This is a genomic window from Mycobacterium sp. SM1, from assembly GCF_018361265.1.
GTDB lineage: Bacteria > Actinomycetota > Actinomycetes > Mycobacteriales > Mycobacteriaceae > Mycobacterium.
In genome coordinates this window covers 117,345-140,643 of sequence record NZ_JAFLNH010000001.1, presented here as the reverse complement: position 1 = coordinate 140,643, position 23,299 = coordinate 117,345, and the positions used below count along the sequence as shown (strand labels likewise).

Here is a 23,299-nt window from a genome sequence, read left to right as displayed (position 1 = left end):
GCCCGCGCCGTCGCGGGCCCGTTGCTGGAGCCCCTGCTCCGGGCGCCACGGCAACCCCACCAGCATAGCCGTCGGTGGGGGCGAGCGCCAAAATGGCGCGCACCGAAGGCACCCGCTGTGAGCTGTCGAGGTCGGCTTCGGTGGCTAGGCTGGCCCCACCGGCGGCAGTGTGAGGAGGTGAGTGCGAGTGGGGGCTCGGGGCGGTACCGGTGCGGTGTCACCGGATCGTCTGTTAGACGCTGCCGCGCTGCGGGACTGGGCGTACACGGCCGTCAAAGAGCTGATCACCCACATTGACGAGATCAACCGGCTCAACGTCTTTCCGGTCGCTGACTGCGACACCGGAACAAACATGCTGTTCACGATGCGCGCCGCGGTGGTCGAGGCCGGTGCGGAGGCCTGCTCGGCAGACGTCGCGCGGGTGGCGGCCGCCCTGGCGACCGGTGCCCTCAACGGCGCCCGCGGCAACTCCGGCGTCATCTTGTCGCAGATCCTGCGGGGTATCGCAGACGTCACCGCGAGCGCCGCCGCCGACGCCGGCGGTGAGCTGGCCCATGTTGACGCGGGTGTCCTCGGGGCGGCGCTGCGGCACGGTGTCGATCTGGCGATCGCGTCGATGGGCGGGCGGGAAATCCCGGGGACAATCGTCTCGGTGATCCGGGCGGCGGCCGACGCCGTCGAGCGGTGCGCAGCAGACGGCGAGGGGCTGGCCCGCGCGGTCACGGCCGCCGGTGATGCCGCGCTCATCGCGCTGGAGAAAACCCCCGAGCAGCTCGACGTCCTCGCCGAGGCGGGAGTGGTCGACGCCGGAGGGCGGGGCCTGCTGGTCCTGCTGGACGCGCTGTGCGCGACGATCACCGCCCGGCCGGCGGCCCGCCCGGTGTATCAGCCCGCGCCCCGCCGCTCCGCGCCCGATGCCGCCGGCCAACCCACTCCCCAATTCGAGGTGATGTACCTGCTGGACGGTTGCGACGCGGCCGGGGCGGATGCGCTACGGGAACGGCTCGGGCTGCTCGGCGATTCGGTCGCCATCGCGACATCCACCTCCCAGGCCTCTGGCGGCGAGGACGGCTACTCGGTGCACGTGCATACCGACGACGCCGGCGCCGCCGTGGAGGCCGGCTTGGCGTTCGGCAGCCCCCGCCAGATCCAGATCTCGGCGCTGACCGGCGCTGTCCGCCGGCCACCACCGGGCGGTCGGACCCGCGAACGAGCCCACGAACGAGCCCACGAACGAGCCCACGAACGAGCCATAGTCGCGGTCGTCGACGGCGATGGTGCCGCCGAGCTGTTCGCCGGGGAGGGCGCCGTCGTGCTGCGCCCGGATCCCGAGGCCGCGGACCCGGCCGCCGTGGTGGACGCCGCGCAGCTCTTACGTGTTGTGGTGGACACCGGCGCCGCGCAGGTGATGGTGTTGCCCAACGGCTACGTGCCCGCTGACGAACTGGCGGCCGGGTGCGCGGCCGCCATCGGTCGGGGCATCGACGTGGTGCCGTTGCCAACGGGGTCGATGGTGCAGGGGTTGGCGGCGCTGGCGGTGCACGAGCCGCACCGGCGGGCGGTCGACGACGGTTACGCCATGGCCCGTGCCGCCAGCGCCACCCGGCATGGTTCGGTGCGGGTCGCGACGGAGAAGGCGCTGACCTGGGCCGGGCCGTGCGGACCCGGCGACGCCCTGGGCATCGCGGGCGACGAGGTGGTGATTGTGCGGCCGGATGTCACCGCGGCGGCCACCGGCCTGATCGATCTGTTGCTGGCGGCGGGCGGCGAGCTGCTGACCGTGCTGATTGGCGCCGGCGCCGGAGCGCAAGCCGCCGTCATCGAATCCGTTGTCGCGAACCACCTGCATGATCGTCATCCGGGCACCGAGCTGGTGACCTACCGCACCGGCCACCGTGGTGACGCTCTTGTGATCGGGGTGGAGTAGCCGTGGTGGCGCTGAGCGATCGGCTGGACTTCGTCATCGGCGCCAAGGCCGCCGAGTCTCTCGACGAGGTGTTCGGTATCCGCACCGTCGACGACCTGCTGCGGCACTACCCGCGCAGCTATGTGGAGGGCGCGGCGGTGCGCGGCGCCGGCGATGAGCTCCCCCAAGCCGGCGAGCACATCACCCTTGTCGACGTGATCACCAGCGCCGAAGTGCGGCCCATCACGAGGAAACGGCGATACCGCAGCAACCCCGGCAAAAAGACGCCGCAGGACGACGAATACCTGGTTATCAGCGTTGGGTCCGGGCGACGGAAGGTGACCGCCACATTCTTTCATCCGAAATGGATCAAGCGCCAGCTCACCCGCGGGACCAAGGTGATGTTATCCGGGCAGGTGGGTTTCTTTCGGGGCGCCATGCAGCTGACACACCCTGCCTACCTTGTCCTGGATTCGCCGGACGGGAAGAACCGCGGCAGCGCGTCGCTGCGCAGCATCGCCGAAGCATCGCAAGCCGTCAGCGGTGCGGTGCTGCTGGAGGCGTTCCAGCGCCGCTGTTACCCGATTTATCCGGCCAGCACGAAACTGCAGAGCTGGGATATCTTCGCCTGCGTGCGCCAGGTGCTCGAGGTGCTCGACCCGGTGCCCGACCCCCTGCCGGAAGCGGTGCGTTCGGAGCGCGGCCTGATCTCCGAAGATGAGGCGTTGCGCGCCATCCACCTCGGTGAGAGCGAAACAGAACGCCAACGTGCCCGCGAGCGGCTGACTTTCGACGAGGCCGTGGGCCTGCAGTGGGCGCTGGTCGCGCGCCGGCACGGCGAATTATCGCAATCCGGCCCATCGGCACGGCCACGGTCGAACGGGGTTGCTCAAAAGTTGTTGCGGAGCCTGCCGTTCGAGCTGACATCGGGTCAGCGCGACGTACTTGAAGTGCTCGCAGCCGAACTCGCGGCCACCCGGCCGATGAACCGCCTGCTTCAGGGCGAGGTGGGGTCGGGAAAGACGATCGTGGCCGTGCTGGCAATGCTGCAGATGGTCGACGCAGGCTATCAATGCGCGCTGCTGGCTCCAACGGAAGTGCTTGCTGGCCAACACATCCGATCAATCACCGAGATACTCGGCCCACTGGGCGCGGGTGACGGGCGTGGCGAAGCCGACGGTGCGATCCGGGTGGCGCTGCTCACCGGTTCGATGACGCCGGGCGAGAAAAAACGTGTCCGCGCCGAGATCAGCAGCGGCCAGGTTGGAATCGTGGTTGGCACTCACGCGCTGCTGCACGACGCGGTCGAGTTCCACCGACTGGGCATGGTTGTCGTCGACGAGCAACACCGGTTCGGTGTCGAGCAACGAGATAGATTGCGCGCTAAGGCGGAAGGAATCACACCGCACCTGCTGGTGATGACCGCGACGCCGATACCGCGCACGGTCGCGCTTACCGTGTACGGTGACCTGGAAACCTCGACGTTGCGTGAACTTCCCGGGGGACGCCAACCGATCACCACCAGAGCGATCTTCGTCAGGGACAAGCCGGCGTGGCTCGACCGTGCTTGGCAGCGCATCAAAGAGGAGGTCGCCGAGGGGCGTCAGGCCTATGTGGTGGCGCCCCGCATCGATGAGAGCGACGACGCCGGCCCGATAGCACAAGGCGGCAGGCCCTCGGTGACCGCCGAAGAGTTGTTCGCGCGGCTGCGCAGTCGTGAGCTGGCGGGCCTGCGGCTGGGGCTCATGCATGGGAGGCTGCCCGCCGAGGAGAAGGATGCCGTCATGGCCGCGTTCCGCGCCGGGGAGATCGACGTGCTGGTGTGCACCACGGTCATCGAGGTCGGCGTCGACGTCCCCAACGCCACCGTCATGCTGGTGATGGACGCCGACCGGTTCGGCGTCAGTCAGTTGCATCAGTTGCGGGGTCGCATCGGTCGGGGCGTACACCCGGGCCTGTGTTTGCTGGCTACCTGGGCGGCACCGGAATCCGCCGCCGGTCGGCGGGTGCGCGCCGTCGCCGAGACGCTGGATGGGTTCGCGCTTGCCGAGTTAGACCTCAAAGAACGCCGCGAAGGAGACGTGTTGGGCCACAGGCAGTCCGGTCGCGCATTCACGCTGCGACTGTTGTCCCTGGCCGATCACCGGGAGGTCATTGAGGCGGCGCGGGAGTTTTGCACCCGAACCTATGCCGACGAGCCGGCGCACCCCGGATTGGCGCTGCTGGCGGCGCGATTCACCGACGCGGACCGTATCGAGTACTTGGACAAGCTATGACGCTGATGAGGCCTGCCGGCGACGATGCGAAGCGAAGCGATGCGCAGGAGCGGCGCCGATGACCCGTAAGACGCTGCTGTGGCTGTCGGCGCTCGCGGTGCTCGCGCTGGTAGTCGCCTATCAGGTGGTGACCTCCTCGGCGGGTGAGCGCGCCAAGGAGTTTGCCGCGCGGGCCGATGTCCCGACGGTTCAACCCGGCGCTGACGTGCTCGCCGGGATTGTCGTGGTGCCGTCGCGGATCCGCCGTTACGACTACCGCAGGGCCGCATTCGGTGAGGCATGGACCGATGACAATGACGCGCCCGGCGGGCACAACGACTGCGACACCCGCGATGACATTCTCAACCGCGATCTCGTCGACAAGACGTATGTGTCGGTCAAACGCTGTCCGGATGCCGTGGCCAGCGGCACGCTGCACGATCCATACACCAATGCCACGATCGCCTTTCAGCGCGGCGCCGGGACCGGTGCGTCGGTGCAGATCGACCACATCGTGCCGCTGGCGTACGCCTGGGACATGGGAGCCTACGACTGGCCGTATCCGCGGCGGGTGCGCTTCGCCAACGATCCGGCCAATTTGTTGGCCGTCGCCGGCCAGGCCAACCAGGACAAAGGAGATTCGCAGCCCGCGCTGTGGATGCCCCCCAACAGCGCCTTTTGGTGCCAGTACGGCATGCAGTACATCGCCGTCCTGCGCGGCTATGCGCTGCCGGTCGACCAGCCGTCCGCGGAGGTGTTACGCCGCGCCGCGTCCACCTGCCCGACGGGTTAGGCGCCGGTGAAGGTCAGCGGGTCCTCTCGCACCCGGGTGCCGTTGTTCAGGCCATTGAGCGCCTGCATGTGTTCGGCGGCCAACTCGAAATCGAACACATCAGCGTTGCTGGCGATGCGCTCCGGTTGGGCCGAGCGGAAGACAACCGCGTCACCCAGCTGCAGGTTCCACCGGATGAGGACCTGAGCCGGTGTGCGCCCGTACTCGGCGGCGATGGATGTCACCGTCGGGTTGTCCAGCAGCCTGCCCAGCGCGAGCGGGCTGTAGGCCTGGGTGACGACATTGTGCTGGGCGTTAGACTGACGCAGCTCGGCCTGGCTGAGCAGCGGATGCAGTTCGATCTGGTTGACCGCCGGCGTGACGAAGGTCAGGTCGATGACGGTCGACAGCTGCTCCGCGGTGAAGTTCGCCACCCCGATCGAGCGGGCCAACCCGTTCCCGCGGCATTGAATCAGCCCGCCGAAGCTGTCCACATACTTGCCTAGCTGCGGGGCCGGCCAGTGAATCAGATACAGGTCGACATAATCCAGGCCCAACCGTTCCAGGCTCGCCTTGCAGGCTTCCTGGGAGGTGACGAAGCCCTGGTCGGCGGTGGCCAGCTTGGTGGTGACGAAAAGTTCGGCGCGCGGAATCCCAGAGGCCGCGATCGCGCGGCCCACCGCGGCTTCGTTGCCATAAACCGCCGCGGTGTCGATGAGCCGACAGCCGCTTTGCAGGGCCGCCGACACCGCGCGTTCGGTTTCGGTGTCCGACAACTCGGCGACGCCGAGACCGAGCACGGGCATCGTGTTCTCGTCGTTGAGTGCAATGGAGGGGACGGTAGCGCCCGACTCGCCCGTCAACGTCATCACCTGCCTGTGAAAGGGACCGTCCATGGGTTGGGACCAAGCCGGGTTCCGCCGCCGGGCGAGGAGATCGACGCCGTCTCGTTGGGGCTCAGCTCGAAATCGAACGCCTCATCGAACGCCTCGAAGTTGCTCGCGATCCGCGATGGGTTCACCGACCTGGGGATCACGATATTACCGAGATTACCGAGCCGACGATGCCCCCGGCCTGCTCGGGTGGACTCTTGAAAACACCGTACCCAACGCTGGGGATCGAGTTACCGTCGTTCAGCGTGACTAAGGGAACGGCCATGATACGAAGTCTGCGAGGCATGCCGGAACGGCAGCTCAGGATGCCGCGCGCACCGATCCGCCTGCCAGATCGCGTGCAGCGCACCGCAATCAGCGTTGGCGTCCGGGCGCTTCCGCGGATCCCGGAGCGTGCTAGACGGCTGCTGCTCGGGGCCCGCTCGATCACCATCGACGGCAACACGCTGGATCCCACGCTGCAGGTGATGCTGTCGGGGTTGCGGATGTTCGGCATCGACGGCTTGGTGCGCGACGAGGATCCCGCCCTGGCCCGGGCCGCGCTGCGGGAGCTGTCGGCGGTGCTTCCCGGCCCGCAGATCCACGTCGCGGTGAACGAGGTGTCGCTGCCCGGCCCGGCAGGTGCGATCCGGGCCCGGCACTACTGCCCACCCGGCACCGCGCCGACGCCGTTGCTGGTCTTCTACCACGGCGGTGGCTGGGCCCTGGGTGACCTGGACACCCATGACGCGCTGTGCCGGCTGACCTGTCGCGACGCCGGCGTACAGGTGTTGTCGATCGATTACCGGCTGGGCCCCGAGCACCCGGCGCCGGCGGCGGTCGAGGACGCCTACGCGGCCTTTCGATGGGCAAGCGAGCACGCGGCCGAACTTGGCGCGGATTCCCGGGTGGCAGTGGGCGGCGACAGCGCGGGCGGCAACCTGGCGGCCGTGGTGGCGCAGCGCGCCCGCGATGACGCCGCTCCGGGCCCGGCGCTGCAGTGGCTGCTTTACCCGCGAACCGACTTTACCGCGCGCACCCGCTCGCTGTGCTTGTTCTCCGACGGGTTTCTGCTGACCAAACACGACATCGACTGGTTTCACGCCCAATACCTGGCCGGGTCGGGGATCGACCCGGCTGACCCGCGGGTGTCCCCGCTGCGGGCCGACACCCTCGCCGGGCTGGCGCCGGCGTTGATCGCGATCGCGGGCTTTGATCCGCTGCGCGACGAAGGGGCGCAATACGCGACGGCGCTGCGCACCGCGGGAACCGCGGTCGATCTGCGCGTGATGGGATCGATGACCCATGGTTTTGCCAGCTTGTTCCAGCTCGGGGGTGGCAGCGCGGCCGCCACCCGTGAGCTGGTCTCGGCACTGCGCGCGCACCTCAGCCGGGTCTGAGGGGGACCATGCCGGTACGCTAGAGGCGCTATCGCCATCGCCCGCCGACGACCGAGGATCAGCAAACCTGTGGCCGAGAAACCCAAACGCCCCGCGCGCTATGACCTGAAGGCTGCCAACCGCAGACGGGATCTGGCCATCAGGATCGGGCTCACCGCGATCGTGGTGATCTTCGGGGTCGGCCTGGTGCTCTACATCATGGTCTCGCACGACAAGAAAAGTCCTGGCGTCGGTCAGGCGGTGCGGGTGACGTCGAGCAAGCTGATCACCAAGCCCGGCACCCGCGAACCCAAGGCCGCGGTGTCGTTTTACGAGGATTTCCTGTGCCCGGCGTGCGGTAACTTCGAGCGGACCTTCGGACCGACGGTGTCGCGGCTGATCGACAGCGGGGCGATCGCGGCCGACTACTACCTGCTGGGCTTTCTCAGCCGCCCACAAAACGACGAGTATTCGTCGCGCGCCGCCGCGGCGGCGTACTGCGTCGCCGATGAGTCCATCGACGCGTTCCGGCGGTTTCACGCGGCGTTGTTCACCAAGCAGATTCAGCCCCCGGAATTAGGCCCGACCTTCCCCGACAACGCCCGACTGATCGAGCTCGCCCGCGAGGCAGGGGCCGCCGGGAAGGTCCCGGAGTGCATTAACAGCGGGAAATACCTGCCAATGGTCAACGGCTTGGCTGCGGCTCACCACATCCATGCCACTCCGACGATCCGCATCAACGGCCAAGACTACGACCCGACGACGCCGGAGGCGCTGGTGGCCAAGATCAAGGAGATCGTCGGCGATGTGCCGGGCCTGGACTCGGCCGTCACACCCGCGGCCTCGTGACCACCGCAGTGTCAGCAGTGTCAGCAGTGTCAGCGAAACCCGCCGCCCGATCCGGCGAATCGCCTCGGGGGGTGCGGGTACCGGCACCCAGCGCGTGGTGGGTGCTGATCGCCGGGGCGATCGGCCTGCTGGCCTCGATGACGCTGACGGCGGAAAAGATTCACATCTTGCTCAACCCGTCATACGTGCCGTCGTGCAACCTCAACCCGGTCCTGTCATGCGGGTCGGTGATGCTCACCCCGCAGGCTTCGCTGCTGGGCTTCCCCAACGCCCTGATCGGCATCTCAGGCTTCACCGTGATCGTCGTCTCCGGTGTGCTGGCAGTGACGAAAGTACCTCTGCCCCAATGGTATTGGAGCGGCCTTGCGATGGCGACCGCGCTTGGCGCCGGGTTTGTGCACTGGCTGATATTCCAGAGCCTGTACCGCATCGGGGAGCTCTGCCCGTACTGCATGGCGGTCTGGGCGGTGACCATACCGCTGTTGGTGGTGGTGGCATCGATCGCGCTGCGCCCAGCGTGCGCAGGGGGCGGCACAGTGGCCCAAACGCTTTACCGGTGGCGGTGGTCGATCACCGCGCTGTGGTTCACCACGGTAGTCCTGCTGATCTTGGCGCGGTTCTGGGACTACTGGTCGACACTGCTGTAGTTGTGGCAAGAGGGCCCGAGTGATCTCCAAAGTACTGGTCGCCAATCGCGGAGAGATCGCGATCCGGGCGTTTCGCGCCGCCTACGAGCTGGGCATCGGCACCGTCGCCGTCTACGCATACGAGGACCGCAACTCGCTGCACCGGCTCAAGGCCGACGAGTCCTACCAGATCGGCGAACCCGGGCACCCGGTGCGCGCCTACCTGTCGGTCGACGAGATCGTGGAAACCGCCCGCCGGGCGGGCGCCGACGCGGTGTACCCCGGATACGGGTTTTTATCGGAAAATCCCCACCTGGCCACCGCATGTGCCGTCGCGGGACTCACGTTCGTCGGCCCCGATGCCGGCGTGCTGAAGTTGACCGGCAACAAGTCCCGCGCGATCGCCGCCGCACGCCAAGCCGGCCTGCCGGTGCCCGCCTCCTCCGCGCCGTCGGCCGAGGTCGACGAGCTGGTGTCGGCGGCGGCGGGCCTGCGCTTTCCGTTGTTCGTCAAGGCGGTTGCCGGCGGCGGGGGCCGCGGGATGCGCCGGGTCACCGACGTCGCCGAGCTGCCCGACGCCATCGAATCCGCCAGCCGTGAAGCCGCGTCGGCGTTCGGAGACCCCTCGGTTTATCTCGAGCAGGCGGTGCTTAACCCGCGCCACATCGAGGTGCAGATCCTCGCCGACAGCCACGGCAACGTGATCCACCTCTTCGAGCGGGACTGCAGTGTGCAGCGGCGTCACCAGAAGGTCATCGAACTGGCTCCGGCGCCGAATCTGGCTGCCGCGGTGCGCGACAAGATGTGTGCCGACGCCGTCGCCTTCGCCCGCCACATCGGCTACAGCTGTGCGGGCACCGTGGAGTTCCTGCTGGACGAACGCGGCCATTACGTCTTCATCGAGATGAATCCGCGAATCCAGGTGGAGCACACCGTAACCGAAGAGATCACCGATGTCGACCTGGTCTCGGCTCAGCTGCGCATCGCGGGCGGTGAGTCGCTGGCGGAGCTGGGCTTGCGCCAAGAGGAGATCCGGCCACACGGTGCCGCGCTGCAATGCCGGATCACCACCGAGGATCCGGCCAACGGATTTCGTCCCGACACCGGCCGCATCAGTGCCTACCGCACGCCCGGCGGCGCGGGTATCCGCCTGGATGGCAGCACCAATCTCGGCGCGGAGATCGGCGCGCACTTCGATTCCCTGCTGGTGAAGATGACCTGCCGGGGACCCGATTTTCACACCGCGGTGGCCCGGGCCCGGCGCGGCGTCGCCGAGTTCCGGATCCGCGGGGTGGCGACGAACATCCCGTTCCTGCAGGCCGTTTTGGAGGATCCTGATTTCCGGGCCGGCCGCGTCACCACGTCGTTTATCGACGAGCGCCCGCAACTGCTGACCGCGCGATCCTCGGCCGACCGCGGCACGAAGATCCTCACCTACCTGGCCGACGTGACGGTCAACCAGCCGCACGGACCGCGCCCGGCGAGGGTCTACCCGCGCGACAAGCTGCCCGACATCGACCTTGCGGCCGCGCCGCCGCCCGGCTCCAAACAGCGACTGGACGCGCTGGGCCCGGTGGCTTTCGCTCGCTGGCTGCGCGACTCGTCGGCGGTGCGGGTCACCGAAACCACTTTCCGCGACGCGCATCAATCGCTGCTGGCGACTCGGCTGCGGACCGACGATCTGGTGACGGTGGCGCCGTATATCGCACGGCTCACACCTGAGCTGCTGTCCGTGGAGTGCTGGGGCGGCGCCACCTACGATGTGGCGCTGCGCTTCCTCAAGGAGGACCCCTGGGAGCGACTGGCCGCGATCCGCGAGGCGCTGCCCAATATCTGCCTGCAGATGCTGTTGCGTGGCCGCAACACCGTGGGCTACACGCCCTATCCCGATGTGGTGACCTCGGCCTTCGTCGAGGAGGCCACCCGCACCGGCATCGACATCTTCCGCATCTTCGATGCGCTCAACAATGTCGAGTCGATGCGTCCGGCGATCGAGGCGGTACGTGAAACCGGTTCGGGGGTCGCCGAAGTCGCGATGTGCTACAGCGGTGACCTATCCGATCCCGGCGAGCACATCTACACCCTCGACTACTATCTGAAGCTCGCCGAGCAGATCGTGGACGCCGGCGCGCATGTGCTGGGCATCAAGGATATGGCCGGGCTGTTGCGGGCGGACGCCGCGCAGCGGCTGGTCGGCGCGCTGCGCAGCCGCTTCGACCTGCCGGTGCACGTGCACACCCACGACACCCCCGGCGGCCAGCTGGCCAGCTATGTGGCGGCCTGGCACGCCGGAGCCGACGCGGTCGACGGGGCCGCGGCCCCGCTGGCCGGCACCACCAGCCAGCCGGCGTTGAGTTCGATCGTGGCCGCCGCCGCGCACACCGAATACGACACCGGGTTGTCGCTGCCGGCGGTGTGCGCGTTGGAGCCCTACTGGGAAGCGGTGCGAAACGTCTATGCCCCCTTCGAATCCGGGCTGCCCGCGCCGACGGGCCGGGTGTACCGCCACGAGATCCCCGGTGGCCAGCTGTCGAATCTGCGCCAGCAGGCGATCGCCTTGGGCCTCGGTGACCGTTTCGAGGAGATCGAGGAGGCCTACGCGGGGGCCGACCGGATCCTGGGCCGGCCGATCAAGGTCACGCCGACGTCGAAGGCGGTCGGCGATCTGGCGTTGGCGCTGGTCGGCGCTGGGATCAGTGCCGATGAATTCGCCTCCGATCCCGCGCGACTCGACATTCCGGAATCGGTGCTGGGGTTTTTGCGCGGAGAGCTGGGTGACCCGCCCGGCGGCTGGCCCGAACCGCTGCGCAGCACGGCGCTGTCCGGCCGCTCGACGGCCAAGCCCACTCAAGGGCTGTCCGCGGACGATGAAGCGGCGCTGAGGCTGGTCGGACCGAAGCGGCAGGCTACCTTGAACCGCCTGCTGTTCCCCGGCCCAACAAAGGAATTCGAAGAGCACCGGCAAGCCTACGGGGACACGTCGCAGCTGTCGGCCAACCAATTCTTTTACGGCCTGCGCCGCGGGGAGGAGCACCGGGTGCGCCTGGAGCGGGGAGTGGAATTGCTCATCGGGCTGGAAGCCATTTCCGAGCCGGACGAGCGTGGTATGCGGACGGTGATGTGCATTATCAACGGGCAGCTGCGCCCGGTCGAGGTGCGTGACCGCAGCATCGCCAGCACCGTTGTGGCCGCGGAGAAGGCCGACCGGAGCCGGCCCGACCACATCGCCGCACCGTTCGCCGGCGTCGTGACCGTGGCCGTGTCGCCCGGTGATCGGGTGAGCAGCGGGCAGACCATCGCCACCATCGAGGCGATGAAGATGGAGGCGCCGATTACCGCGCCCCGCGATGCCACCGTGGAGCGGGTCGCGGTCTCGGCCACCGCCCGGGTAGAGGGCGGGGATCTGCTGGTGGTGTTGAGCTGACGCGGATCATCGCCGGCGTGGTCGGCGGGCGGCGCATCATGGTGCCGCGGCGGGGAACCCGGCCGACCACCGATCGGGTGCGTGAGGCGTTGTTCAATGTCTTGGCGGCGCGCCTTCAGATGAGCGGATTGTCGGTGCTCGACCTCTACGCCGGTTCGGGCGCGCTCGGGCTGGAGGCGCTGTCGCGCGGTGCGGCGTCGGCGATCTTCGTCGAGTCCGATCGACGGAGCGCGGCGGTGCTTGAACGCAACATCGCGAATCTGGGCTTGGCCGGCGCGACGCTGCGCCGCGGCACGGTGGCCGCGGTCCTGGCGGGCGGTACCGACTCCCCGGTGGACCTCGTGTTGGCCGATCCGCCTTATGATCTCGGTTGCGCTGAGATCGAGGCGATGCTCGCGGCGCTGATCACCAACGGATGGGTGCGGACGGGAACCGTCGCGGCGATCGAACGTCCCGCCGGCCGGTCACTGCTGCGCTGGCCCGCCGGTTGGCGCCCCTGGCAGTCGCGGGTCTACGGAGACACCCGCCTCGAGCTGGCCGAACGATCCTAAGCGTCCTGCTAGCGTCATCCGTCATGACCGTTGGCGATGATGCAAAGCGGCCCGATGGGCCCGGGGCATTCCACAACCGGCGGGGCGCGCCCATCCGCTGCGCGGAAGGGCGGTGCTCATGAGCGGGGCGGTGTGTCCGGGATCATTCGACCCCGTGACGTTGGGTCATATCGACGTCTTTGAGCGCGCTTGCGCCCAGTTCGATGAAGTGGTGGTCGCAATCCTTACCAACCCCGCTAAAGCGAGCATGTTCGGCCTTGAGGAGCGGATAGCGATGATCACCGAGTCGACGACGCACCTGCCCAATTTGCGGGTCGAGGCCGGCGAGGGCCTGGTGGTCGACTTCGTCAGATCGCGAGGTCTTTCCGCCATCGTGAAAGGGCTGCGCACCGGCACCGACTTCGAATACGAGTTGCAGATGGCGCAGATGAACAAGCACATCGCCGGTGTCGACACGTTTTTCATTGCGACCACACCACGCTATTCGTTCGTGTCGTCATCACTGGCCAAAGAGGTCGCGCTGCTCGGCGGTGATGTGTCTGACTTGCTGCCCGAGCCAGTGAACCGCCAGCTGCGCGAAAAGCTTTCCCGGGGACGATAACTCAGGCGGGCCATTCCGCTGCCTCCCGCCAGCGATGGCGCAGACCGGCGCTAGGGTGGGTCGTCTTCGTCGTCGCAGCAGTTTTTCGGGGTGGTGGTAGGTGTTGACTCTGGCGGCCGGGCCGAACCGGGGCACGTCCTTCCACATCGTCGGGGGGCAGTTCGACACCGTGCGGTCCGAAGGCGACTACCAACTGCGCGGGGGAGCAGGCGGCGCTCAGACACTCGGCCTGTTCGCGGCCCAAGGGGGATTCGTCGAACTGACCTTCAGCCAGCCGGGCCACTACCCCTTCGTGTCACACGCGATGGTCGACGCCGAGCGGGGCGCGCACGGCATGATCGAGGTACTCGGGTGATAACGCGCGGCCAGCAGCGGCCCATCCCGGCCCCGACATCCGACGTGACGCGAACGCTGTTGGGGGGCAAGCTGCTACGGCACCAGCCTACGATCCAGAGCAATGTGCACAATAGCCAGCCACCGTTTGGCCCACCATGCCGGAGTTGACCGCCCAGCACGATGACATCCGCCTGTGCTGTGAGCGCACCGGCGGCGCCGGAGATCCGCTGCTGTTGATCACGGGTCTGGCTGCCGACAAACACTACTGGCACGACGATTTCTGCGCGGCATTGACGCAAAACGGATTTCAAGTCGCACGGTTTGACAACCGGGATTCAGGGCAATCCACCCATCTGGACCGGATCCGCGCTCCGTCCCGCCGGGCCGCGCGGCGCGACCCGGCGGCTGTCCCTTACAGCCTCGCGGACATGGCCGAGGACACGATCGCGGTTCTCGACACATTGGGTTGGGAGGCGGCGCACCTTGTGGGACACTCGATGGGCGCCATGATCGCCCAAAGGCTGGCCATCGACTACCCCACGCGCGTGCGATCGCTCACCGGTATCAGTATGACACCGTGTCCCGCCATCGGCCGCCTGAGCGTGTTGACCATGTTGCGACTGTCGTGGGCGGTACCCGGCGCGCTGACCCGGAAGCCGCCACGCGGACCCGACGAGGCGGGAGAATGGCTGGTGCGCCAGCACCGTGTCATCGGCTCGCCGGGCTACCCTCATGACGAATGCCGGCTACGCCAACTTGGCGAACTGATGTATGCCCGAGGTGGATTCGATCCGGCGGCACGGGCCCGACAAACCGCGGCAATGATGGCCAGCGGCGACTGCCGACCCGGGCTTATGCATCTGCGGATCCCCACCGTGATCGTGCACGGCCTGCTCGACCCCGTCATCCGCCCGGACGGCGGACGCGCAACAGCCGCTGCTATCCCCGACGCGAAACTGGCGCTGCTGCCGGGGATGGGTCATGACCTTCCAAAACCGCTGTGGCCTACCATAATCAACCAGATCAGGGCCGTCGCGGATCGAGCCTCGTCAGCCGGAAGGTCCTGACAGGCCGCGTGCACCGGTGGGTTTTCGTGCCACACCCGGGTGTTTGCGGGTTGCCGCGACCACGGCGGATCAGCAGGGCGAATCTGGCCGGACCGCCATGGTTACCCATGGTTGCCACGGCCGTGCATGCGGGCAGCGCCGCGGCGGAATCTCGCGGTCACAGGCGCGCACACGCCACGATCTGCGATGCCGGCGCCCGACACACCGGGCGTTTCAGCGCAGTCACAGGCATAACATCAGGCACACTGGTAACAATCACGTAGCCGGGTAAGTGATGCCGGGAAGGGTGCTGCCGTGTACCGAGTCTTTGAAGCGCTCGACGAATTGAGCGCCATTGTCGAAGAAGCCCGTGGGGTGCCGATGACAGCGGGTTGCGTGGTGCCGCGCGGGGATGTTCTCGAGTTGATCGACGACATCAAGGATGCGATACCCGGCGAGCTGGACGACGCCCAGGATGTCCTGGATGCCCGCGATTCGTTGCTCACCGAGGCGAAGGCGCACGCCGACTCCATGGTGTCCTCGGCGACCACCGAGTCGGAGTCGATGCTGAACCATGCCCGCTCGGAGGCCGACCGCATCTTGGCCGACGCGAAGGCGCAGGCCGACCGGATGGTGGCCGAGGCCCGCCAGCACAGCGAACGGATGGTCGGTGAGGCTCGCGAGGAAGCGGTTCGCATCGCTGCGGCGGCCAAACGGGAGTACGACGCCACCACCAGCCGCGCCAAGGCGGAGTGCGATCGGCTGGTCGAAAGCGGCAACATTTCCTACGAGAAAGCCGTGCAAGAAGGCATCAAGGAACAGCAGCGCCTGGTCTCGCAAACCGAGGTGGTGCAGGCGGCCAACGCCGAGGCCACCCGGTTGATCGACGCCGCGCACGCCGAGGCCGACCGGCTGCGCGGCGAATGCGACATCTACGTCGACGCCAAGCTCGCCGAGTTCGAGGAATTCCTGAATGCCACGTTGCGCTCGGTCGGGCGGGGGCGCCATCAGCTGCGTACGGCGGCCGGTACCCACGATTACGCTACGCGTTAAACCACCGCGTCGGCGGGCCCGCGTCCCACGTCGCGGGCCGTAGGATGGCGCTATGGCGAGGCAGTACAGTTCGATCGCAAAGCGCCCTTCGACCTCGCCGCTGACGGTCAACATTGCGCGGCTGGCGCGCCGCCCGGGAGCGGCATTTTCGGTGCGGGAAACGGTGCCCAGCCCGTCGCGCATCGGGATCGAGCTGATCGCGATCAAGCGCGGCGCCCCGCTGGACCTGGACCTGCGGGTGGAGTCGGTGTCCGAAGGCGTGCTGGTCACGGGGACGGTGGCCGCGCCGACCACCGGCGAGTGCGCACGTTGCCTGACGACGGTCACCGGGCATGTCAGGGTTGCTCTGACCGAACTGTTCGCGTATCCGGACAGCACCACCGATGAGACTGCCGATGATGAAGTCGGACGGGTTGTCGGCGACATCATCGACCTGGAGCAGGCGGTGATCGACGCCGTCGGCCTGGAACTACCGTTCTCGCCGCTGTGCCGGGCAGATTGTCCTGGATTGTGCCCGGAATGCGGCATCCCGTTGGCTACGGCTGAGCCGGGTCATCGCCACGACCGGATTGATCCGCGCTGGGCGAAGTTGGCCGCGATGCGACCCCGCCCGGATGACGATGCGGGCCGGCCGTGACTAGCCTGCTCGATGCGCTCGGGGTGGACCTGCCGGACGAGTTGCTCACCCAGGCGCTGACGCACCGCAGCTATGCCTACGAGCACGGCGGGTTGCCAACCAACGAGCGCTTGGAGTTTCTCGGTGACGCTGTCCTGGGGTTGATCGTCACCGACGAGTTGTTCCGCCGCCATCCCGAGCGCTCCGAGGGAGATCTGGCCAAGCTGCGGGCCAGTGTCGTCAACACCCAGGCGCTAGCCGACGTCGCGCGTACCCTAACCGATGAGGGTCTTGGTGCTCATCTGCTGTTAGGGCGGGGGGAGGCCAACACCGGCGGAGCCGACAAATCCAGCATTCTCGCCGACGGTATGGAGTCACTGCTGGGGGCGATCTACCTACATCACGGGCTCGAGACAGCGCGGCACGTGATCCTGCGGCTGTTCGGTGCGCTGCTGGACGCCGCGCCGACCCTGGGCGCGGGGCTGGACTGGAAAACCAGCCTGCAGGAGCTGACCGCGGCACGTGGTTTGGGGGTGCCCTCGTATGTGGTTACGTCCACCGGCCCGGACCATGACAAGGAATTCACCGCGGTGGTCGTCGTGATGGACACCGAATACGGGTTGGGCGTGGGCCGATCCAAAAAGGAAGCCGAGCAAAAGGCCGCGGCGGCCGCGTGGAACGCGCTGGAGAGCGCGTGAGCTAGATGCCCGAGCTGCCCGAAGTCGAGGTGGTGCGGCGGGGCTTGCAAGCTCATGTGGTGGGCAAGACCATTGCCGCGGTATGCGTGCACCACCCTCGCGCGGTGCGGCGGCACGAGCCCGGGCCGGCCGATCTGACAGCGCGGCTGCTCGGCGCGCGGATCGGCGGCGCCCAACGGCGTGGCAAGTACCTGTGGCTGACACTGGACGGGGGGAACGCCGCCCTCGTCGTCCACCTGGGCATGAGTGGGCAGATGTTGCTCGGCGCCGCCCCACGCGCCGGCCACATCCGGATCTCGGCACGGCTCGACGACGGCACCACACTGATCTTCGCCGACCAGCGAACATTCGGGGGCTGGCTGCTGGCCGACCTGGTGACCGTGGGCGGCAGCACAGTGCCGGCACCGGTCGCGCATCTGGCACGTGACCCGCTCGACCCGGCATTTGATGCCGACGCGGTAGTTAAAGTGTTGCAGCGCAAGAATTCCGAGATAAAACGCCAGCTTCTCAACCAGACCGTGGTGTCGGGGATCGGAAACATCTATGCCGATGAAGCGCTGTGGCGAGCGAAAGTCCACGGTGCGCGCGTCGCCGCCGCGCTGACCCGTCGGCAGCTGGCTGCGGTGCTGGACGCGGCCGCAAACGTCATGCGCGAAGCGTTGGCGCAGGGCGGCACCTCGTTTGACGCGCTGTATGTCAACGTCGACGGACAGTCCGGCTACTTCGACCGGCTGCTGGACGCGTATGGCCGCGAAGGCGAGCCCTGCCGGCGCTGCGGTGCGGCGATCCGGCGGGAGCGGTTCATGAACCGCTCGTCGTTCTATTGCCCGAAATGCCAGCCGCGCCCGCGGCACCGGAGCCGAGCGGGCCGATCGAACGCAACATAGCCGCCGCCGTCGTCAACTCGCATTCGCCGCCCGACCGGTGGCACCGGCAAGTTGGTTTCAACAAATGTTGCGGATACCAGGAACTGGACACCGATTTAGGCCATCATCATGAGGTGACAATGCCTCAACCGCCCGAGGGATTCGAAAATCCCCCTGGGCCACCTCAAGAATCCTATCCCCCGTCGGCTCCCGGCCCGTATCCCGGTCAACCGGCGCAGTATCCGCCGGCGCCATACGGTCCGCCTGGCGCGCACTACGGTGTGGACGCCAACGGGCGGCCGCTATCGGACAAGAGCAAGCTCGTGGCTGGGCTGCTGGAGATTTTCCTCGGCAGCTTCGGTGTTGGTCGCTTCTATCTCGGCTACACCGGCATTGGCATCGCCCAGATCGCGGCCACCTGGCTGACGTGCGGTCTCGGCGCGATATGGCCGTTGATTGACGGAATCATGATGATCATGGGCAAGGTGCCCGACGCGCAAGGACGAACCTTGCGCGACTGAGGGTTATCCGGCCCAGCCTTATCGTCGCCGTCCTCTCGGCGTGGTCTCCAACTCGACGTAATCCCGGTGTGGCCCGGAGAACAGCAAGCGAGATCATATCGACGGGATCTTCAGTGGGTCAGTTGACATCTTGCTCAGTCCCGCGCGAATTGATCTGGCCCGCCGCAGTTCACCCACGGCGGGACCTGCGATGCCGAAGCGGGCCCGCAGCCCGGGCAGCGTGCGCAGCTATGCCGCAGCCTGTGAAGAATTCCATTCCCGAGACTGGACAACGCGTCGCCACCGGATGCTGCGCCCGGTCCACGCACAGACGCGGCACGATGCCCGGCGCACCCGGGTAACGGTCAGCGTGGAAATGGCTGAGGCACAGTCGGGTTAAGTCACTTGCCGACACGCCGGCCAGCAGCAGTGTCGCTACGCCCGTTGCCGGGATCGACGTAGCGCACAACGTTTGGAACCCATGTCAGCCCGTGTCAGCCCGTGTCAGCCCGTGTCGACACTGTCAGCCCATGTCGGCACATGCCCATACGCTCGAGCAGCGCCGATTTCGCGGCCAGCCCTCCCGCACAGCACCGGCATGGCAGTGGGTAGAAAAAGAGCATGACGCAACTGTGGGTTGAGCGCACCGGAGTCCGCCGATACACCGGGCACAGCTCGCGGGGCGCGCGGGTGCTCGTCGGCTCCGAGGATGTCGACGGGGTGTTTACCCCGGGCGAGCTGCTTAAAATCGCGCTCGCCGCGTGCAGCGGCATGGCCAGCGACCATGCGCTGGCCCGCCGGCTCGGCGATGACTACCCGGCCGTGATCCGGGTGTCCGGGCCACCGGACCGCGACCAGGAACGCTATCCGCTGCTGGAGGAGACCCTCGAGCTCGACCTGTCGGGCTTGACCGAGGAGCAGGCCGCGCAGCTACTGGTGGTCGTCAACCGGGCCGTCGACCAGGTCTGCACCGTCGGGCGCACCCTCAAGTCGGGCACCACAGTCACCTTCGAGGTAGCCGATGTCGGAAGCTGACGTCCGGCTGACCGCCTGGGTGCATGGGCGCGTGCAGGGGGTGGGTTTCCGGTGGTGGACGCGGTCCCGCGCGCTGGAACTGGGCTTGACCGGCTATGCTGCCAACCGGCCCGACGGCCGGGTCCAGGTTGTCGCGCAGGGGCCCCGCGACGCCTGCCAAAGACTCCTTGACCTGCTACAGAGCGGCAAGACACCCGGCCGGGTGGAATGTGTCGTCGCGGATTGGTCCGAGCGCGGCGAACCGATTTGCGGCTTCACGGAGCGGTAGTCTCACACGTCGTGTACCTCAAGCGTCTGACGCTGAAGGGCTTCAAGTCCTTCGCCTCACCGACGACTCTGCGCTTCGAGCCGGGTATCACCGCCGTGGTCGGTCCTAACGGCTCGGGCAAATCCAACGTGGTGGATGCCCTGGCGTGGGTAATGGGGGAGCAGGGCGCCAAATCGTTGCGTGGCGGCAAGATGGAGGACGTCATTTTCGCCGGGACGTCGTCGCGCGCGCCGCTCGGCCGCGCCGAGGTGACCGTCACCATCGACAACTCCGACAATGCGCTGCCGATCGAGTACTCCGAGGTGTCGATCACCCGCAGGATGTTTCGTGACGGTGCTAGCGAGTACGAAATCAACGGCAGCAGTTGCCGGTTGATGGATGTTCAGGAGCTGCTGAGCGATTCCGGCATCGGCCGCGAAATGCACGTCATCGTCGGACAGGGAAGGCTGGAGGAGATCCTGCAGTCACGCCCCGAGGATCGTCGGGCATTTATCGAAGAAGCCGCCGGCGTGCTCAAGCACCGTAAGCGCAAGGAAAAGGCGCTGCGCAAACTCGACGCGCTGGCAGCAAACCTAGCCCGGCTCACCGATCTGACCACCGAACTGCGCCGCCAGCTCAAACCGCTGGGCCGCCAGGCCGAGGTGGCGCGGCGGGCCGCGGCCATCCAGGCCGAATTGCGAGATGCCCGGTTGCGGCTGGCCGCCGACGATCTGGTTGCCCGCCAAGCCGAGCTGAACAGCGCGACTGACGCCATGGCGGCCCTGCGCCGCGAACATGACGAGGCCGCGGCCCGATTGACGATGGCGACAGAACGGCTGGCCGCGGACGAGGCAGCCCTGGCGGCGCTGTCGACAAAGGCCGACTCGGCCCAGCACGCCTGGTTTCGGCTGTCCACGCTGGCCGAACGGGTGCGCGCCACCGTGCGTGTGGCCGGCGAGCGGGCGCAGCATCTGGAGGTCGAGGTGCCGGCGGATAGCCGCACGGACCCGGACGCGCTGGAGGCCGAGGCCGATGCGGCGATGAGCCGGGAGCGGCAACTGGCGGCGGAGCTGGCCGCGGCGCGTGAGCGGCTGGAGACCGCACACACCGCGCTCGCCGCCTGCGAGCGCCGGGCCGCCGAGGCCGAGAAGGCCCATCTGGTGGCGGTCCGTGTGGAGGCCGACCGGCGCGAAGGGCTGGCCAGGCTGGCCGGGCAGGTCGAGACCATGCGGACGCGGGTGGACGCTATCGAGGACAGCATCACCCGGTTGTCCGAGCGCATCGAGCAGGCCGCTGCGCGCGCGCACCAGGCGCAAGCCGAGTTTGACACCGTGCAGGGCCACGTCAGCGAGCTGGATCAAGGCGAGGTCAGGCTCGACGAGCAGCACGAGCGGGCGGTGGCGGCCCTGCGGCTGGCCGACGAGCGTGTTGCCGAACTGCAGTCCGCCGAGCGTGGTGCCGAACGGCAGGTGGCGTCGCTGCGAGCCCGCATCGAAGCCCTCTCGGTTGCGCTGGAGCACAAGGATGGTGCCGCTTGGCTAACGCAAAACCACAGTGGCACAGGATTTTTCGGTTCTATCGCCAAGCTGGTGAGGGTGCGTCCGGGTTACGCGGCGGCGCTGGGGGCGGTGCTGGGGGCCGCCGCCGACGCGCTGGCCGCCGACAGTCTGGGCGCGGCTCGATCCGCGGTCACCGCGCTCAAGGAAGCCGACGGCGGACGCGCGGCAATCGTGTTGGGGGACTGGCCCGCCCCCGATGATCCGGCGCCCGCGGCCTGCGCCCTGCCCGATGGTGCCCGCTGGGCCCTGGACGTGATCGAGGCCCCGCCCCGGTTGCGCGGCGCCATGATCGCCATGCTGTCCGGCGTCGTCGTGGTCAACGAACTGGCCGAGGCGCTGGATCTGGTGGCAACCCATCCACAATTGCGCGCGGTCACGCTCGACGGCGATCTGGTGGGTGCGGGCTGGGTGAGTGGCGGCTCCGACCGCAAACCATCGACGCTGGAGCTCACTACCGAGATCGAGAAGGCGCGCGCCGAGCTGGCCGCGGCGGAGGCGCGGGCCGCGCAACTGACGGCGGCGCTGGCCGGCGCGCGGGCCGAGCAGGCCGTTTGCCAGGCCGCCGCCGAGCAGGCACTGGCCGCACTTAACGAATCCGACGCGACCATCTCGGCGATCTACGAACAGCTGGCCCGGCTCGGGCAGGAGGCCCGCACCGCCGACGCGGACTGGCGTCGGCTGCTGCGGCAGCGCGAGGAGCTGGAAAGCGCCCGCGCTCAGGCGCTCGAGGAGCTCGGTGGGCTGGAAACCCGGTTGGGTAACGCCGAACAAGCCGAACACGTCGCCGTCGAACCCGCCGGGCGGCAGCAGATCACCGCTGCCCGCGCCGAGGTGGAGGCCGCGCGTGTCGCGGAGGTGGAAGCCCGGCTGGCGCTGCGCACCGTCGAAGAACGCGCCACTGCGGTTCGCGGACGAGCCGAGTCGCTGCGCCGCGCGGCCGCCGCCGAACGCGAGGCTCGGTTGCGCGCCCAGCAGGCCCGGGCTGCGCGAACGCATGCCGCCGCGGTGGCCGCCGCGGTGGCCGACTGCGGGCAGCTCTTGGCGCAGCGGCTGGAGCAGGTGGTGATGGCGGCCTCGCGGGAACGTGACGCCCTAACCGCCGAACGCCACCGGCGTTCGGCGGCGATGGCCGCGATCCGCGAGGAGGTCGACACGCTGGGCGCACGGATCGCCGCACTGACCGAATCGCTGCATCGCCACGAAGTGGCCAGAGCGCAGGCGGCGCTGCGGCTCGAGCAGCTCGAGCAGTCGGTGCTCGAGCAGTTCGGTATGTCGCCGGCTGACCTGGCCGCCGAATACGGCCCGCACGTTGCGCCCCCGCCGACGGCGCTCGAGCTGGCGGAATACCGGCAGGCCCGAGAGCGCGGGGAGCAGGTGGTGGTGCCCGCGCCGATCCCGTTCGACCGGGCCACCCAGGAACGCCGGGCCCGGCGAGCCGAGCGGGAGCTGGCCGAACTGGGCCGGGTCAACCCGCTGGCGCTGGAAGAGTTCGCCGCGCTGGAGGAGCGCTACAACTTCCTGTCCACCCAGCTCGAGGACGTCAAGGCCGCCCGCAAGGATCTGCTGAACGTCATCGCCGACGTCGACGCGCGCATTGTGCAAGTGTTCAGCGACGCCTACGCCGACGTGGAACGCGAGTTCCGCGCCGTGTTTGCCACCCTGTTTCCCGGTGGGGAGGGCCGGCTGCGGCTCACCGACCCGCAGGACATGCTCACCACCGGCGTCGAGGTGGAGGCCCGTCCACCCGGCAAGAAGGTCAAGCGGTTGTCGTTGCTGTCCGGCGGCGAGAAGGCGCTGGTGGCGCTGGCGATGTTGGTGGCGATCTTCCGGGCCCGGCCGTCGCCGTTTCACGTCCTCGACGAGGTGGAGGCGGCCCTGGACGACGCGAACCTGCGGCGGCTCCTGGGCCTGCTGGAGCAGCTGCGGACCCAGTCACAGCTCATCATCGTCACCCACCAGAAGCCGACCATGGAAGTGGCCGACGCCCTCTACGGCGTGACCATGGGTGACGACGGCATCACCACGGTCATCTCGCAGCGGATGCGTGGCCAGCGGGCCGCTCCGGTGACGATGCGCGCCGGGTGAGGTAAGGGGGCGCGCTCTCGGGA

19 protein-coding genes and 2 pseudogenes are annotated in these 23,299 nt (G+C 68.1%); 19 read left to right on the top strand and 2 right to left on the bottom strand.

Annotation, left to right across the window (positions count from 1 at the left end; all coding sequences use genetic code 11):
* Positions 1-187 precede the first annotated feature (187 nt).
* Genes MSM1_RS00620 through MSM1_RS00610 form a run of 3 tightly spaced genes read left to right on the top strand, consistent with a single transcriptional unit; the run spans position 188 to position 4,954 of the window.
* Positions 188-1,927 (top strand): DAK2 domain-containing protein, encoded by a 1,740-nt coding sequence (locus tag MSM1_RS00620; protein ID WP_307857240.1) that lies wholly within the window; start codon positions 188-190, stop codon positions 1,925-1,927.
* 2 nt (positions 1,928-1,929) lie between these two features.
* Positions 1,930-4,182 carry an ATP-dependent DNA helicase RecG gene (gene recG, locus MSM1_RS00615; protein ID WP_213439733.1) on the top strand — a complete coding sequence of 751 codons (2,253 nt, stop codon included), beginning with the start codon at positions 1,930-1,932 and terminating at the stop codon, positions 4,180-4,182.
* Positions 4,183-4,240: 58 nt separating this feature from the next.
* Positions 4,241-4,954: an HNH endonuclease family protein gene (locus tag MSM1_RS00610; protein ID WP_213439732.1), complete on the top strand. Its 714-nt coding sequence runs from the start codon at positions 4,241-4,243 to the stop codon at positions 4,952-4,954.
* On the opposite strand, the gene MSM1_RS00605 is transcribed toward MSM1_RS00610, so the two are convergent.
* Positions 4,951-5,796 (bottom strand): aldo/keto reductase, encoded by an 846-nt coding sequence (locus tag MSM1_RS00605; protein WP_213441218.1) that lies wholly within the window; start codon positions 5,794-5,796, stop codon positions 4,951-4,953. The genes MSM1_RS00610 and MSM1_RS00605 overlap by 4 nt on opposite strands.
* A 5-nt stretch (positions 5,797-5,801) precedes the next feature.
* Positions 5,802-5,981: pseudogene (locus MSM1_RS00600) on the bottom strand (oxidoreductase); the annotation flags it as partial.
* A gap of 150 nt (positions 5,982-6,131) precedes the next feature.
* On the opposite strand from MSM1_RS00600, the gene MSM1_RS00595 reads away from it, so the two are divergent.
* The 16 genes and pseudogenes from MSM1_RS00595 to smc all read left to right on the top strand — a co-directional run bounded on the left by MSM1_RS00595 (position 6,132) and on the right by smc (position 23,276).
* Positions 6,132-7,205: an alpha/beta hydrolase gene (locus MSM1_RS00595; protein WP_282100835.1), complete on the top strand. Its 1,074-nt coding sequence runs from the start codon at positions 6,132-6,134 to the stop codon at positions 7,203-7,205.
* Positions 7,206-7,274: 69 nt separating this feature from the next.
* Positions 7,275-8,033, top strand: a complete 759-nt coding sequence (locus tag MSM1_RS00590; protein WP_213439731.1) for a DsbA family protein — start codon at positions 7,275-7,277, stop codon at positions 8,031-8,033.
* Positions 8,034-8,059: 26 nt separating this feature from the next.
* The gene (locus MSM1_RS00585) at positions 8,060-8,680 is read left to right on the top strand and encodes a vitamin K epoxide reductase family protein (RefSeq protein WP_213439730.1); all 621 of its coding nucleotides are present in this window, start codon (positions 8,060-8,062) and stop codon (positions 8,678-8,680) included.
* Between the two features lie 19 nt (positions 8,681-8,699).
* Positions 8,700-12,083, top strand: a complete 3,384-nt coding sequence (locus MSM1_RS00580) for a pyruvate carboxylase (RefSeq protein ID WP_213439729.1) — start codon at positions 8,700-8,702, stop codon at positions 12,081-12,083.
* Positions 12,080-12,634 (top strand): 16S rRNA (guanine(966)-N(2))-methyltransferase RsmD, encoded by a 555-nt coding sequence (gene rsmD, locus MSM1_RS00575; protein WP_213441216.1) that lies wholly within the window; start codon positions 12,080-12,082, stop codon positions 12,632-12,634. The genes MSM1_RS00580 and rsmD overlap by 4 nt, the downstream gene beginning before the upstream one ends.
* A gap of 118 nt (positions 12,635-12,752) precedes the next feature.
* Complete coding sequence (gene coaD / locus MSM1_RS00570; protein ID WP_213439728.1) at positions 12,753-13,235, top strand: pantetheine-phosphate adenylyltransferase; 483 nt, start codon at positions 12,753-12,755, stop codon at positions 13,233-13,235.
* A 100-nt stretch (positions 13,236-13,335) separates the two neighbouring features.
* Positions 13,336-13,590: pseudogene (locus MSM1_RS00565) on the top strand (copper oxidase); the annotation flags it as partial.
* Between the two features lie 145 nt (positions 13,591-13,735).
* The gene (locus MSM1_RS00560) at positions 13,736-14,638 is read left to right on the top strand and encodes an alpha/beta fold hydrolase (RefSeq protein ID WP_213439727.1); all 903 of its coding nucleotides are present in this window, start codon (positions 13,736-13,738) and stop codon (positions 14,636-14,638) included.
* Between the two features lie 294 nt (positions 14,639-14,932).
* The gene (gene sepIVA / locus MSM1_RS00555; protein ID WP_213439726.1) at positions 14,933-15,670 is read left to right on the top strand and encodes a cell division protein SepIVA; all 738 of its coding nucleotides are present in this window, start codon (positions 14,933-14,935) and stop codon (positions 15,668-15,670) included.
* Positions 15,671-15,722: 52 nt separating this feature from the next.
* Positions 15,723-16,307, top strand: a complete 585-nt coding sequence (locus MSM1_RS00550) for a DUF177 domain-containing protein (RefSeq protein ID WP_213439725.1) — start codon at positions 15,723-15,725, stop codon at positions 16,305-16,307.
* Positions 16,304-16,984 (top strand): ribonuclease III, encoded by a 681-nt coding sequence (gene rnc / locus MSM1_RS00545; RefSeq protein ID WP_213439724.1) that lies wholly within the window; start codon positions 16,304-16,306, stop codon positions 16,982-16,984. Before MSM1_RS00550 ends, rnc begins: the two co-directional genes overlap by 4 nt.
* A gap of 5 nt (positions 16,985-16,989) precedes the next feature.
* Positions 16,990-17,871: a DNA-formamidopyrimidine glycosylase gene (gene mutM / locus MSM1_RS00540; RefSeq protein ID WP_213439723.1), complete on the top strand. Its 882-nt coding sequence runs from the start codon at positions 16,990-16,992 to the stop codon at positions 17,869-17,871.
* Complete coding sequence (locus tag MSM1_RS22380; protein ID WP_307857239.1) at positions 17,817-18,371, top strand: TM2 domain-containing protein; 555 nt, start codon at positions 17,817-17,819, stop codon at positions 18,369-18,371. Before mutM ends, MSM1_RS22380 begins: the two co-directional genes overlap by 55 nt.
* A gap of 600 nt (positions 18,372-18,971) precedes the next feature.
* Positions 18,972-19,385: an OsmC family protein gene (locus MSM1_RS00530; RefSeq protein ID WP_213439722.1), complete on the top strand. Its 414-nt coding sequence runs from the start codon at positions 18,972-18,974 to the stop codon at positions 19,383-19,385.
* Positions 19,372-19,653 carry an acylphosphatase gene (locus MSM1_RS00525; RefSeq protein ID WP_213439721.1) on the top strand — a complete coding sequence of 94 codons (282 nt, stop codon included), beginning with the start codon at positions 19,372-19,374 and terminating at the stop codon, positions 19,651-19,653. The genes MSM1_RS00530 and MSM1_RS00525 overlap by 14 nt, the downstream gene beginning before the upstream one ends.
* Positions 19,654-19,664: 11 nt before the next feature.
* Complete coding sequence (smc, locus tag MSM1_RS00520) at positions 19,665-23,276, top strand: chromosome segregation protein SMC (RefSeq protein ID WP_213439720.1); 3,612 nt, start codon at positions 19,665-19,667, stop codon at positions 23,274-23,276.
* Positions 23,277-23,299: the final 23 nt, after the last annotated feature.

What these genes read in the sequence shown, in the direction of transcription:
- MSM1_RS00525 (WP_213439721.1), top strand. Translation starts at nt 19,372, where the DNA reads ATGTCGGAAGCTGACGTCCGGCTGACCGCCTGGGTGCATGGGCGCGTG.
- MSM1_RS00610 (WP_213439732.1), top strand. Translation starts at nt 4,241, where the DNA reads ATGACCCGTAAGACGCTGCTGTGGCTGTCGGCGCTCGCGGTGCTCGCG.
- MSM1_RS00550 (WP_213439725.1), top strand. Translation starts at nt 15,723, where the DNA reads ATGGCGAGGCAGTACAGTTCGATCGCAAAGCGCCCTTCGACCTCGCCG.
- coaD (WP_213439728.1), top strand. Translation starts at nt 12,753, where the DNA reads ATGAGCGGGGCGGTGTGTCCGGGATCATTCGACCCCGTGACGTTGGGT.
- MSM1_RS22380 (WP_307857239.1), top strand. Translation starts at nt 17,817, where the DNA reads ATGCCAGCCGCGCCCGCGGCACCGGAGCCGAGCGGGCCGATCGAACGC.
- MSM1_RS00595 (WP_282100835.1), top strand. Translation starts at nt 6,132, where the DNA reads ATGCCGCGCGCACCGATCCGCCTGCCAGATCGCGTGCAGCGCACCGCA.
- mutM (WP_213439723.1), top strand. Translation starts at nt 16,990, where the DNA reads ATGCCCGAGCTGCCCGAAGTCGAGGTGGTGCGGCGGGGCTTGCAAGCT.
- MSM1_RS00530 (WP_213439722.1), top strand. Translation starts at nt 18,972, where the DNA reads ATGACGCAACTGTGGGTTGAGCGCACCGGAGTCCGCCGATACACCGGG.